Origin of the sequence: Nonomuraea cypriaca, assembly GCF_015645445.1 — a bacterium.
Taxonomy (GTDB): Bacteria; Actinomycetota; Actinomycetes; order Streptosporangiales; family Streptosporangiaceae; genus Nonomuraea; species Nonomuraea cypriaca.
Genome location: NZ_JADOGI010000070.1, coordinates 30,662 through 44,959, shown reverse-complemented (window position 1 = coordinate 44,959; position 14,298 = coordinate 30,662). Strand labels below are relative to the sequence as shown.

Sequence of the window (14,298 nt, the reverse complement as noted above, 5' to 3'; positions counted from 1 at the left end):
TCACGGGTGGGCGGGGCAGGTCGTGCGGGAGCCGGGGGTGCGCGGGGAGTCCGTCGAGGGTTCGCCGCCAGAAGGTGATCTGGTCCTGCTCCTGGTTCTCCTGCTGCCAGATGGCGTAGTCGGCGTACTGCACGGGCAGCGGTTCCCACTCCGGCGCGCGGCCCGCCACGCGCGCCCGGTAGGCGGCGGCCAGGTCGGCCCAGAGCGGGCCGGCCGACCACTCGTCGCCGGCGATGTGGTGGAGCAGGAGGAGCAGCCGGTGCTCCCCGGGCCGCTCGGCGTGCAGCCAGGCCCGTATCGGCAGCTCGCCGGCCAGGTGGAAGACGTGGCCCGGACGGCCGGGCCCAGGGTCGAACGCGAGCCGCGCACCCGCCTCGGCCGGGTCGAGGATGAGCTGGTACGGCCCGGAGTCGTCCTCGGCGATCAGCGTTCTGAGCACCTCGTGCCTGGCCACGACGTCGGCCAGGGCCGCGCGGAGCGCGTCCGGGACGAGCGGGCCGTGAAGCCGTACGGCCAGTGGCACGTTGTAGGTGGCCGAGGGCCCTTCGAGGGTGTGCAGGAACCACAGTCGCCGCTGAGCGGAGGACAGCGGGATCCGCCGCCCACGTGGCTGGGGGATCAGCGCTGGCATGGCCCGCCCGGGTGAGGGGTCGAGCCGGCCGGCGAGCGTCGCGACGGTGGGGGCGTCGAAGACGTCCCTGATCGTGACCGTCCCGCCGAGTTCCGCCCTGATCCTGCTGATCAGGCGAACGGCCAGCAGCGAGTGCCCGCCGAGGTGGAAGAACTCGTCGCCGACGCCGATGCCGCTCACCCCGAGGACATCCTCGAAGATCGCCAGCAGCCGCTCCTCGACCGGGCCGTCCGGCTCCCGGCGCTCGGACGTGACGCGCCTGGCCGGTCCGCGTGTGGCGAAGCCGCCGGGAGCGGGCAGGTCCAGCTCGCCGATCGGCCGTCCCGGTGCCTGCGCGACCTGCTCAAGCACCTGGAGCAGGCCGTCGGCGATCCGCTCCGCCGTGGCCTGCTCGAAACGGTGCTCGATCGCGAGTTCCAGGTCGTTCCCTGTCTCGGTGAAGGCGAAGGCCAGGTCGAACTTCGGGGCCGGCGCGCCGGGCTCCGGCATGACCTCCAGCGGCTCCGGCGTGGTCCGCTGGTAGGCCACCATGACCTGGAAGAGCGGGTTCCCGGCCGTCGAGCGGTCGGGGTTGAGTGCCTCCACCACCCGTTCGAAGGGCGCGTCGGCGTGCTCGAACGCGGCCAGGTCGGCTTCGCGTACCCGTTCGAGCAACTCGGCGAACCCGGGATCGCCGCCGGTGTCCACGCGCAGGACCACGGTGTTGACGAAGAAGCCGACCACGTCGGCCAGCGCCTCGTCAGGACGCCCCGCGACCGGCGTCCCGATGGGGAGATCGGTGCCCGCGCCCAGCCTGGTCAGCAACGCCGCCACCGCCGCGTGCAGCACCATGAACATGCTCGTGCCCGAGCGGACGGCGAGTGCCGCCAGCGCGCTCCGCACGGGCACCTGCCTGACGACCGCGCCTCCCCGCCCGGCCGGGGGCAGCGAGATTCGCTCGGGGGATCCGGCGAGAGCCCGCGTCCAGTACGAAAGCTGCGCCGGCAGGAGGGCATCGAGCCGGTCCCGTTCCCAGAGGGCGTGGTCGGCGACCTGCACGGGCAGCGGCGCGAACTCCGGCGCCCGCCCCGCCGCTCGCGCGCGCACGGCGGTCGAGAGGTCGGCGAGCAGCGGCCCGGCCGACCACTCGTCGCAGGCGATGTGATGCATGAGCAGCGTGCACCGCCCCTCGTGCAGCCAGGCGCGAATCGGCGGCTCGGCGGCCAGATCGAAGGCGTGACCCAGGTCCGCGGGCCCGATCTCGACGACCGGGTCCGCCGTCTCGAGAACCACCTGGTACGGAGTGCCGCCCTCCTCGTGGAAGACCGTGCGCAGCGCCTCGTGCCGCTGGACCACGTCTCCCAGCGCCGCCGCGAGCACGGCGAGGCCGGGCGAGCCCGGCAACCGTACGGTCAGCGGCACGTTGTAGGTGGCCGACGGCCCTTCGAGCGCCTGCAGGAACCACAACCGGAGCTGGGCGGAGGACAGCGGCACCCGGGCAGGACGCGTCGCGGGCGCCAGGGCGGGAGCATCCGCGGAAGCCGTGAGAGTGGTGGCCAGGCCGGCGGCCGTGGGCGTGTCGAACAGGGCACGCAACGACATCTCGGCGCCCAGCCTGGCCCGTACGCGAGCGATCACCTTGACCGCCAGCAGCGAGTGACCACCCAGGTGGAAGAAGTTGTCGTCGATGCCGACGGACTCGGCGCCGAGCACCTCGGCCAGGATCTGGCACAGCGTCCGCTCCGTGGCCGTGCGAGGAGCCCTCGACCGGCCGGCCGGGCCGCCGGGCGCGGGCAGCGCCTTCCTGTCCACCTTGCCGTTGATCATCAGCGGCATGGTGTAGAGCGTGACGAACGCGGCGGGCACCATGTAGCCGGGCAGTCTGGCCGCGGCGTGGGCGCGCAGCGTCGCCGGGTCGGTTTCCGCACCCGCCACGTAGGCCACGAGGCGCCGGTCCCCCGGCCGGTCCTCCCGCGCGAGCACGGCGACCTCGCGCACGCCTGGGCAACTCGCCAGCACGGACTCGATCTCGCCTGGCTCGATGCGGAAGCCGCGGATCTTGATCTGGCCGTCCGCCCGGCCGGCGAACTCCACCGCGCCGTCGTCGCGCCATCTGGCCAGGTCGCCGGTGCGGTACATGCGGGTGCCCGGCGGCCCGTGGGGATCGGGCACGAAACGCTCGCTGGTCAGGCCGGGCCGGTCGAGGTAGCCGCGGGCCAGCCCGGCGCCCGCCACGTACAGCTCGCCGACGACGCCGGGCGGCACCGGGCACAGCGCGCGGTCCAGGATGTAGACGCGCTTGCCCACGTCGGGGTGACCGATGGGCACGCCGGCCAGGGTGCCGAGGTCGCCGTCCGCCGCCCACAGCGTGGAGTTCACCATCGCCTCCGTCGGCCCGTAGGCGTCGAAGACCCGGTGTCTTGCGGCCCAGCGTCTCACCAGTTCCGGAGTCACCGTCTCGGTGCCCACCAGCAGGGTGGAGCCTTCCGGCAGGGTGCAGTCCTCCGGCAGCGCGGACAGCAGCGCGGGTGGCAGGGCCAGGTGGGTGACGCCGTGTTCGGTGGCGTAGCCGGTCAGCTCGGGTCCCGCGACGCGCCGCTCCGCGGGCACGACCACGAGCGTGGCACCGGTGCACAGCGCCATGGTCAGCTCCCAGAACGCCACGTCGAAGCTGATCGAGGCGAAGTGCAGAACCCGGCTGCCTGGACCGACGCCGAAGCGCCGGGCGGCCGTGTCCACGAGCGCGCGCACACCCGCGTGCTCCACGACGACGCCCTTGGGCCTGCCAGTCGATCCCGAGGTGTAGATGACGTACACCGGGTGGCGCGGTCCCGGCCGTACGGGGACCGCGGTGCCGGCTTCTGGCAGGTCGTCCAGCAGCAGTGGCGTCATGGGCACGTGGCCCGCCGTCTCCCTGGTGGCCAGCAGCAGCGCGGGCCGCGCGTCCTCGAGCGTCGACGCGATGCGGTCGGCGGGGTGGGCGGGGTCGATCGGCAGGTAGGCGGCGCCCGCCTTGGCCACGGCCAGCACGCCGACCACCATCCGCAGGTCGCGCGGCAACGCGATCGCCACGATTCGCTCGGGCCCCGCGCCGTGCCCGGCGAGCGACGCGGCCAGCCGCTCGGCCCGCGCGTCCAGCTGCGCGTAGGTGAGCGAGTCGTTCTCGCACACGGCCGCCACCGCGTCGGGTGTGGCTCTGACCTGGGCCTCGAACAGCTCCGGCAGCGTCAGGTACGGCTCGGCGGCGCCGGTGTCGTTCCACGTGGTGAGGATGGTGCGCCGTTCGTCCGGGGAGAGGATCGGGTGCTCGCTCAGCCGTCCGCCTGGGTCGCCGGCCAGCTGGGTCAGCAGCGGGACCAGCCGGTCGGCGAACCGATCGGCCGCGCCGTGCCGGTGCTCGACGAGGAGCTCCAGCGTGTCGCCGCGTTCCGTGAAGGTGACGGCGAGGTCGAACTTGGCCGGGCCGGGCGGCGCGGGCTCCTCGGTGGCGTCGAAGATCGCCCTGGTGGCCGGATGGTAGGCGACCGCCACCTGGAACAGCGGATTGTCGCCGCTGCCGCGATCGGGGTTGACCGCCTCGACCACCTGGTCGAAGGGCGCGTCGGCGTGGTCGAACGCGGCCAGGTCGCCCTGGCGGACGCGGTCGAGGAGTTCGGTGAACGTGGGATCTCCGCCGGTGTCGGTACGCAGGACGACGGTGTTGACGAAGAAGCCGACCAGATCGGTCAGCGCCGCGTCGGGACGTCCGGCGACCGGGGTCCCGATGGGGAGGTCGGTGCCCGCGCCCAGCCTGGTCAGCAACGCCGCCACCGCCGCGTGCACCACCATGAACATCGTCGCGCCACCGCGCAGGGCCAGCTCTGCCAGTGCTTGACGCGTCTCCGAAGGGAGGCGGGCCGAGGCGGCGCCACGGTCCCCCGTCCATGCGGGCAGCTCCAGCCGCTCGGGCAGTTCGGTGAGCGCGGCCGTCCAGTAGCCGAGTTGCCGGTCCACGAGGTCGCCCATGGCCTGGTGCTGCCAGAGCGCGTAGTCGGCGTACTGCACGGGCAGCGGCTCCCACTCCGGCGCCCGGCCCGACACGCGCGCTCGGTAGGCGACGGCCAGGTCGGCCAGGAGCGGTTCCAGCGACCATTCGTCGCAGGCGATGTGGTGCATGACCAGCGTGAGCCGCTCGTCCTCCAGCCACACCCGCAGCGGCGGCTCGGCGGCCAGGTCGAAGACGTGCCCGAGATCCGCCGGCCCTGTCTCGACGGTCAGGCTCACCCGGTCGCGGATCACCTGGTACGGCTCGCCGTCCTCCTCGGCGTACAGCGTCCGCAACACCTCGTGCCTGGCCGTCACGTCGCCGAGAGCCTGCCGCAGCGCCCCGGCGTCGAGTGGCTCCCGCAGGCGCAGGATCAACGGCATGGTGTAGGCGGCGGACCGGTCGAGCCGGTGCAGGAACCACAGCCGCCGCTGCGCGTGGGAGAGCGGCGGGCGCGCGGGGCGCGGCATCGTGACCAGCGCGGGCCGGTCCCTCGTACCGAGACGCCCGGCGAGCCCGGCGACGGTCGGCGCGGCGAAGATGTCGCCGAGTGACGCCTCGGCGTCCATGTCCGACCTGATCCTGGCGGCCAGCCGCACGGCGAGCAGCGAGTGCCCGCCCAGCAGGAAGAAGTCGTCGTCGACTCCCACCTCGCCGTGCCCGAGCACCTCGGCGAACAGGCGGCACAGGATCCGCTCGGCCTCCGTGCGTGGTCCCGCCGCGCCCGCCGGTGCGGCGCCGGGAACACCGCGGACGACGGGCTCGCGCATCGGCGCGACCACGAGGTCCGTGAGGGGCCGGTCGGGATGGGCGGCCGCCTGCTCGATCAGCTGGACCAGGCGGGCGGCGAGCCCTTCCGCGGTGGCCGCGTCGAACAGGTCGGTGCGGAACTCGAGCTGCCCGCCGTCCGGGGTGAACGCGAACGTCAGGTCGAACTTGGCCACGGCCAGCTCGATCTCCTCGACGGGCAGGCCGGAGTCGTGCTGGTAGGCGACCATCACCTGGAACAGCGGGTGACGGCCGGGCACGCGAACCGGGCGTAGCTCCTCCACCAGCAGGTCGAAGGGGAGCTCGGCATGGTCGAAGGCGGTCAGGTCGATCCGGCGGACGCGGTCGAGGAGTTCGGTGAAGGTGGGGTCGCCGCCGGTGTCGGTACGCAGGACGACCGTGTTGACGAAGAAGCCGACCAGGTCGGTCAGCGCCTCGTCGGAGCGTCCCGCGACGGGGGTGCCGATGGGGAGGTCGGTGCCGGCGCCCAGTCTGGTCAGCAACGCCGCGACCGCCGCGTGCAGCACCATGAACGAGGTGCATCCGCCACGGCGGGCCAGCGCCGCCACCGCGGCCTCCGGCAGGTCGAAGCCGATCGTGGCGCCGCTCCGGCCGGCCTGGTCGGGGAAGGGCCGGTCCACGGGCAGCGGAAGCTCCGGCGGGAGGGCGTCGAGCGTCTGGCGCCAGTGGGCGAGCTCCCTGGACAGCCGGCTCGCCGGGTCGTCGCGGTCGCCCAGGAGGTCGCGCTGCCAGAGCGTGTAGTCGGCGTACTGCACGGGCAGCGGCGGCCACTGCGGCGCGCCGCCCGACGCGCGTGCTCGACAGGCGGTTGTCAGGTCGGACACGAGCGGCCGCATCGACCACTCGTCCCCCGCGATGTGGTGGAGGAGCAGCGTGAGCCGGTCCTCCCACAGCCAGGCGCGCAGTGGAGGCTCACCGGCCAGGTCGAAGACGTGGGCGAGGTCGGGCGGCCCCGCCTCGACGACCGGGCTCACCTGATCGAGGATCCTCTGGTACGGCTCCCCGTCCGCCTCGCCGAACACCGTACGCAGGACCTCGTGCCTGGCCACCACGTCGCCCAGGGCCCGCTCGAGCGCGCCGGCTTCCAGGTGTTCGCCGAGCCGGAGGGCGAAGGGCATGTTGTAGGTGACGGAGCCGCCGTCCAGCCGGTGCTGGAACCACAGGCGGCGCTGGGCGTAGGAGAGCGGCAACCGTTCCTGGCGATCCCTGGGGACCAGTGCAGGCCGGTCGGCGGCGGCGCCGAGGCGGCCGCTCAGCCTGGCGACGGTGGGCGCGTCGAACAGCGTACGGACGTCCGCCGACGCGCCGAGCTCCGACCTGATCCTGCTCACCAGCCGGGCGGCGAGCAGCGAGTGGCCGCCCAGCTGGAAGAAGTCGTCGTCGATCCCCACGTGCTCGGCACCGAGGATCTCGGCGAAGAGCGCGCACAGCCGCTCCTCCAGAGGGTCGCGCGGGTCCCGGCCGGTCGTCGTGTGTTCCGGGGCGGGGAGCGCGCGGCGGTCGACCTTCCCGTTGGGCAGCACGGGCAGCTCGTCGAGGAGGACGTACAGCGAAGGGAGCAGGTGTTTCGGGAGCGACTCCCGCGCGTGGTCGCGCAGCTCCCGTTCGCTCACCCGGCCGCGGACGTAGGCGACCAACTGCCGCCCCCCGGTCCTGCCCATGGGTCGCTCACCGCTCCTCACTCCCTCCGCGGAGCCCCTCCTCCGTCGGGCCTCCACTCCGCTTCGCGACGCACTCTTTCCGATTGCTCGCTCCGCTCGCAGGGCGTCGGGTTCGCTCCCGGACTCGCGCACGGTCACCACGGCCTGGGCGACCAGCGGGTGGGCGGTGAGCGCGGATTCGATCTCGCCGGGCTCGACGCGGAAGCCGCGGATCTTCACCTGGTCGTCGGCCCGGCCGCCGAACACCAGCACGCCGTCGTGCCAGCGGGCCAGATCTCCCGTCCGGTACATGCGGGCACCGGCGGGTCCGTACGGGCACGGCACGAACCGCTCCGCGGTCAGGCCGGGACGGTTCAGGTAGCCGCGGGCCAGCCCGGCGCCGGCGAGGTACAGCTCTCCCGTGACGCCGGGCGGCACCGGGCGCAACCTCCCGTCAAGGAGGAGGACCCGGACGCCTGGCACCGGGGCCGCGCTGCCGTCCTGCCTGCGTAGGTAGGCGTCCACGGTGCACTCCGTGGGGCCGTACAGGTCGCGGGCGACGATTCCCTCCATCGTGCACAGTCGCCGCCAGAGCGGGCCCGGCACCGCCTCTCCGCCGACCGCGACGACCGCGGGACGGTGCGGGCCGTCCTCCAGCGCGGTGATCAGCGAGGCCAGGTACGACGGCGTCACGTCCACGTAGTCGATCCGATGCCCGGCCACGTACGCCGCGAGCAGTTCGGGGTCCTGGTAGGTGGTGTCGTCGAGGACGTGGAGCTCGTGACCGGCGAGCATCCACAGCAGCGGGTCCACGGAGGCGTCGAAGGAGAACGAGGCGCTGTGCGCCACCCGCAGCCGCCGCCCACCCACGGCCGCCACGGCGTCGGCGATCACGTCCGTCTCGTGCGCGGCCAGCAGGTTGGCCACCGCCGCGTGGGGCACCACCACGCCCTTGGGCCTGCCGGTCGAGCCGGAGGTGTAGATCACGTACGCCGGGTGGCGGGGGAGCGGCCGATTCGTGTGCCCGGCTTCGGGCCCGTGCCGGCCGCCCGGGAGAGTGGCCCGGGTGGCGGGCGGCGACACACCCGCGCCGATCCTCCCGACGGGGGCGGGCCACGACGCGGGGTCGTCCAGCAGGAGCAGCCGGTCGCCGGCTTCCTGGGGAAGCGCGTGCGCGGAGTCCGTGATCACCGCGGCCGCCCGCGCGTCGCCCAGCATGAGCGCGATCCTGTCCGCCGGGTAGCCCAGGTCGATCGGCAGGTAGGCGGCACCGGCCTGCCAGACCGCCAGGATGGCGACGACCGTGTCCAGGCCGCGCGGCACGGCCAGCGCCACCACGTCCTCCGGGCCGATGCCGCGCGCGCTGAGCGCCCTGGCCAGCCGGCCTGCCTTGGAATCCAGCTCGGCGTAGGTGAGCGTGTTCCCGAGCGGGTCCACGACCGCCACCTCGTCAGGCGTGGCCGCGCACCGTTCCAGGAAGATCTCGGGCAACGTGCGCTCGGGCGCGGGCCGCGCCGGGCCCGCCCACTCCTGGAGCACCTGGCTGCGCTCGCCCTCCTCCAGCAGGTCCAGCAGCCCGACCGGGCGGTCGAAACCGGCCGCCAACTGCTCCAGCGCCCTGACCAGGTACCCGGCGATCCGCTCCGCCCTGGCGCCGGTCACCGATCCCTCCCGGTAGGAGAGCTCAAGGCGCAGCCGTTCTCCCGGCCGCGCTGAGACGGTGAGCGGGTAGTGCGTGGCGTCGCGCTCCTCGGCCCCCGCGACCCTCAGCCCACCGGCGCCCGACACGCCGGTCGGATGGTTCTCGAACAGCACCAACGTGTCGAACAGCTCGCCGCACCCCGCCAGGCGCTGGATGTCGGCCAGTCCGACGTGCTGGTGGTCGGCGACGCCGGCCTGCGCGTTCCTGAGCCGGTCGAGGTGGTCGGTGACCGGCAGGCCGGGGCGCAGCCGTACTCGTACGGGAACGGTGTTGATGAACAGGCCGATCATCCGCTCGGACCCCGGCACCTCGGGCGGCCGGCCGGAGACGGTGGTACCGAAGACCACGTCGTCCCGTCCGGTGAGCAGGTTGAGCACGAGCGCCCATGCCGTCTGCACGACCATGCTCATGGTGGCCCTGGAGGCTCGGGCCAGGGCGGCGAGCCGCGCGGTCGGCTCGGCCGGCAGTTCGGCCACCACCTCGCGCACCGCGCCGGCGGCCTCTCCCGCCAGCGGCGTGGGCTCGTCGAACCCGTCCAGGTACTCGCGCCATGCGGCCCGCGCGCCGGCCTCGTCGCGCGCGGCCAGCCAGGTCAGGTAGTCCCTGTACGGCGGCGCGGGCGGCGGGGCCGCACCGTCGTACAGCGCGAACAGCTCCTCCAGCAGCAGGTGCAGTGACCAGCCGTCCAGCACCAGGTGGTGGTTGGCAACGAGCAGGAGGTGCCGTTCCTGAGCCAGCCGGACCAGGGTGAAGCGCAGCAGCGGGGGTGCCGCCAGGTCGAAGGGTGTCCGCCGGTCCTCCTCGATGACCTCGGCGGCGGAGCCCCGGTGGCCGGGCCCGTCCGTCAGGTCGACTTCACGCCAGCTCAGGGGGGCGCGGCCGGCGATGACCTGCACCGGCTGACCGTTCCTGCGACGGCGGAAGGCCGCGCGCAGGGTGTCGTGGCGGCGTAGCAGGGTTTCCGCCGCGGCGCGCAGCTCCGTGGAGTCCAGCGGGCCGCGCAGGTCAAGGGTGGAGTGGACGGTGTAGGGGTCGCCGTCGCCGTGGAGGGCGTGGAAGAGCAGGCCCTCCTGGAGCGGCGTGAGCGGCCAGACGTCCTGGACCTTCTTCAAGCCAGAGTCTCCTCGAACTCGTCGAGCTCTTCCTGATCGATCCCGACCAGGAAGGTGGCGGAAGGGGTGCTGGTCGTGAGCGCGTCGAGCCACAGATCGGCCAGCTCGCGGATCACCGATTCGGGCAGCAGCCGGGCCGCCCACGTCCAGGTGGCCTCCAGGCGTGCCCCCTCGGGCCCCTCCGCCACGTGGGCGTCGATCGTCAGGGCGTGCGCGAGCGGAAGCCCTGGGTCGGCCAGGTCCAGGAAGCTTTCCTGGTCGAGGACCATGCCCCAGTCGCCTCCGTCTTCGGCGAACCTGCCCAGGTAGTTGACGCAGATCCGCGGCCTGGGCAGGCGGGCGAGCTCGGCGCCTGAGTCGGGGGCGAGGTAGCGGAGCAGGCCGTACCCGACGCCCTTGCCCGGGACGGCGCGAAGCCGGCGCGAGACGCCGTCGACCGATCCACTGTCGAGGCGTACGGGGGAGATGCTGGTGAACCAGCCGACCGTGCGCGACAGATCGGCGCCTGCCACCACGTCCTCGCGCCCGTGCCCCTCGACGTCGACGAGGAGCTCGTGACCTCCCGGGCGGCCGTGGCGCGCCCGATGCTCGGCCACGGCCCCGGCCAGCGCGGCGAGCACGAGGTCGAGCGACACGTCGAGCCGTGCGCTCAGGGTGAGGCGTGCGCTGGTCGCGGTGGTGTCAAGCAGCGGATCCAGATCCCAGGCCGCGGCGCCGGTCAGTGTCTCGCGCCAGTACGGCAGCTCGGCGCGGTGATCGAGCGCGCGCAGGCCTCTGGCCCAGGTTCTGAAGGAGGCGGAGCGGACCAGGGGCGTGCCGCTCTCGTAGGCCTGTGCCAGGTCCTCGGCCAGCACCCGCCAGGACACTCCGTCCACGACGAGATGGTGCGCCACCACGTGGAGCAGGCTCTGCCCGCCCTGCCCCGCGTTCAGCCAGACGGCCCGCACCATCACACCGTCACGCGGCGCCAGCCCGGCACGCGCGGCGGCCACGGCCTCGCCCGGCAGCACAGTGCCCGGCCCTTCGTTGCCGGACGCCGGCACGGTGCCCGGCCCCTCCCCGTCGGCCGCCGCAACGGCCGGCAGCACGGTGCCCGGCCCCTCGCTGCCGGACGCCGCACCGGCCGGCACCTCGCGGAGCAGGGCCGCGGCGGTCACCGTGCCGGGTGGTGGGACCTCGAGCCCGTCGGCGCTCAGGCGGGCGCGCAGCAGGTCGTGGTGATCCAGCACCGCCTGCAGGGCCAGGGTGAGACGGTCGCCGTCCACGTCCCTGGGCAGGCGGAGCGTCATCGACTGGGCGAAATGGTCGATCTGTTCGCCACGTTCGCGCAACCAGCCCATGATCGGTGTGGCGGGGACGGCGCCGAGCGCCGCCGCCCGCGACTCGGCGGCCGTCCCCTTCCCGGCGACGGCCGCGAGAGCGCGGACCGTTCCCAGGTCGAGCACCTGACGGGCGGTGATGGCCAGCCCGGCCCGCCGGGCCCGGCCCACCAGGTGGAGCGCGAGGATGCTGTCCCCGCCCAGGGCGAAGAAGTCGTCCGTCCCGCTCACCGAGGGCAACCTGAGCACCTCGGCGAACAGCCGCGCCAGCGTCTCCTCCGCCGCCACGAGCTCATCCGCCGCCTCTTCCGAGAAGCCGTCACCCGGCACTCCGCCCGGCCGGGCTCCCGGCGTGACGCTCTCCCCCGCGCCCCCGGCCGCCTTTCCTGTGCCCGCTGCCGTCGGCGAGGCGGGCTCCGTTTCTGGGGCTGGTAGCGCGCGGCGGTCGAGCTTGCCGTTGGCGGTCAGCGGCGGCGATTCCAGGTGGACGAACGCGGCGGGCACCATGTGGGCCGGCAACCGGGCGGCGACGTGCTCGCGGAGCTCGGCCGGGTCCACGCGGCCACCACCGGCCGGGACGACGTAGCCGACCAGCCGGAGCACGCCAGGACGGTCCTCCCTGGCCGCCACGACCGCCTGACGTACCTCCGGATGAGCGGCCAGCGCCGCCTCGACCTCCCCCGGCTCGACGCGGAAGCCACGGATCTTGATCTGGTCGTCGACCCTGCCCGCGTACTCGACGACCCCGTCCTGTCTCCGGCGGGCCAGGTCGCCGGTCCGGTACATGCGCGCCCCCGGCGGGCCGAACGGATCGGGCACGAACCGCTCCGCGGTCAGGCCGGGCCTGCGCAGGTAACCGCGGGCCACCTGCACCCCGCCGATGTAGAGCTCGCCGTACGACGCCGGGCGCAGGTTCTGGTCCAGCACGTGGATCGTGGTGTTCCAGACCGGGCGGCCGATCGGCACGGGCCCTTCCACACCCGGGCGGCACGGCCAGAACGTCACGTCCACCGCCGCCTCGGTCGGACCGTACAGATTGTGCAGACCCGTCCCGGGCAGGCTCGCGTGGAAGCCGGCGGCCAGGCCGGCCGGCAGCGCCTCGCCGCTGCAGATCACCGTGCGCAGACCGGTGCAGCCGGTGGCGTCGGGGTCTGCCAGGAACGCGCGGAGCATGGAGGGGACGAAGTGCACGGTCGTGACCCGTTCCCGCTGGATCAGGGCGGCCAGGTAGGCGGCGTCACGGTGCCCGCCCGGCTCGGCCACCACCAGCGTGGCGCCGGTGACCAACGGCCAGAAGAACTCCCACACCGACACGTCGAAGCTGGACGGCGTCTTCTGCAGCACGCGGTCCTCGGCGGTCAGACCGTACTCCGCCTGCATCCACCGGATCCGGTTGACGATGGCCTCGTGCGAGACCACGACCCCCTTGGGACGCCCGGTGGAGCCGGACGTGTAGATCACGTACGCCGGGTTGCGCGGATCTACCCGCACGCCCGGCCCGGCCTGCCCGGCCAGGTCGAGGGTCAGGGTGCGCAGCGTCGTCACGGGCTCGGCGTCCGCCAGCATGAAGGTGGCCCGCTCCGCCGGATAATCGGGGTCCACGGGCAGGTAGGCGGCTCCCGTCTTCAGCACCGCGACCAGTGCGACGACCAGCTCGGCCGAACGCTCGAGCGCGACCGCGACGATCCGCTCGGGGCCCGCCCCGCGCTCGCGCAGCCGGACGGCCAGGTTCGACGCGGCCCTGTCCAGCTCCGCGTAGGTCAGTGTGACGTCTCCGAAACGCAGGGCGGGCGCGTCAGGAGTCGCCGCCGCCTGTGCCTCGATCAGTTCGGTGAGCGTCACCGGGCCGGCTCCAGGACCGCGGACGCGAGCGAGTCCACGATCTCTCCAGCCCTGACGGCCGTGGTGGAGAGCAACGTGGAGGTGAGGCCGTGGGTGTGCTCGGTGGCGCCCTGCAGGTATATGCCACAGGACGTCTCCGGCCCGGTACGCACCCGGTGGTCGCGGCCGACCAGCAGGTCGCCGCGCTCGTCGCGCAGGCAGAGCTGCCCGGCCGCGCCGAGCAGGTCCAGCGGGTCGACCGGCCGGTACCCGGTCGCGTAGACGACCACGTCGGCGCGCAGCGCCTCCACCTCACCGGTCGCCAGCGACTCGACGTGGACGTTCACGCCGTCGGAGCGGGTCTCCAGGCCCACGGCCCGGGACAGGTTCATGACACGTAGCCGCTCGACCCCTGTCACCTTCTCCCGGTACGCGCGCCCGTACAGGTCGTGGAGCAGGCCGAGGTCCACGACCGAGTAGTTGGTGTTCGCGTGATAGTCCATGATCATGCGTTTGACGTCGTGGGGAGCGTCGTAGAAACGATCGACGGCCGCGGGGTCGAAGACGCCGTTGGCGAAGGGGCTGTCGTCGGCCGGGCTGAAGCCGTACCGGGAGAAGACCGCGCAGACCTGAGCGGCGGGAAAGCGGCTGTGCAGATGCTCGACCACCTCGGCCGCGCTCTGGCCCGCGCCGACCACCACGAACCTGTGCGGCCGCTGCTCGGGGAGGTCGCGCAGCCGGCACATCAGCTCCTGGCTGTGCCACACCCGCTCCCCCGCGACGACACCGGCGGGCAGGACGGGACGGAGCCCCGCGGCGAGCACGACATTGCGGGCGCGGTAGGTGGTCAGGTCGCCGCTCTGCACGACGATGTCGAGCTCCCTGATCTCGCCGTCGGCCTCCACCGGGCGGATGGTGACGACCTCCGTGCCGTAGCGCACCTGGCGCTCGAAGCGGGCGGCGACCCACTCCAGGTAGTCGTGGAACTCCACGCGCGTGGGATACATGGACTTCTGGTTGATGAAGTCGGCCAGCCGGCCCTTCGCGTGCAGGTAGCTCACGAAGCTGTACGGGCTGGCGGGGTTGCGCATGGTGACCAGGTCCTTGAGGAAGGACACCTGCATGGTCGTCCCCTCGATCAACATCCCCCGGTGCCAGCCGAACGCCTCCTGCTTCTCCAGGAAGACCGTGGACAGCGCGGGAGACCCTTCCTCGGCGAGGGCGATGGCCAGGGCGAGATTGGAAGGTCCGAAACCGATCCCGACGAGATCGAACACTGGC

At 73.4% G+C, this 14,298-nt stretch carries 3 protein-coding genes; all 3 read right to left on the bottom strand.

The genetic code is table 11. The features are described 5' to 3' along the window. Positions 1 to 9,877, bottom strand: a 9,877-nt coding sequence (locus ITP53_RS23340) for a non-ribosomal peptide synthetase (protein WP_195897557.1), incomplete at its 3' end; no start/stop codon positions are given. Beyond that, a complete protein-coding gene (locus ITP53_RS23335) occupies positions 9,874 to 13,038 on the bottom strand; it encodes a non-ribosomal peptide synthetase (protein ID WP_195897556.1) in 3,165 nt (1,054 codons plus the stop codon). The genes ITP53_RS23340 and ITP53_RS23335, both read right to left, overlap by 4 nt. Continuing rightward, positions 13,035 to 14,294 carry a lysine N(6)-hydroxylase/L-ornithine N(5)-oxygenase family protein gene (locus ITP53_RS23330; RefSeq protein ID WP_328815487.1) on the bottom strand — a complete coding sequence of 420 codons (1,260 nt, stop codon included), beginning with the start codon at positions 14,292 to 14,294 and terminating at the stop codon, positions 13,035 to 13,037. The genes ITP53_RS23335 and ITP53_RS23330 overlap by 4 nt, the downstream gene beginning before the upstream one ends. Positions 14,295 to 14,298 lie beyond the last annotated feature (4 nt).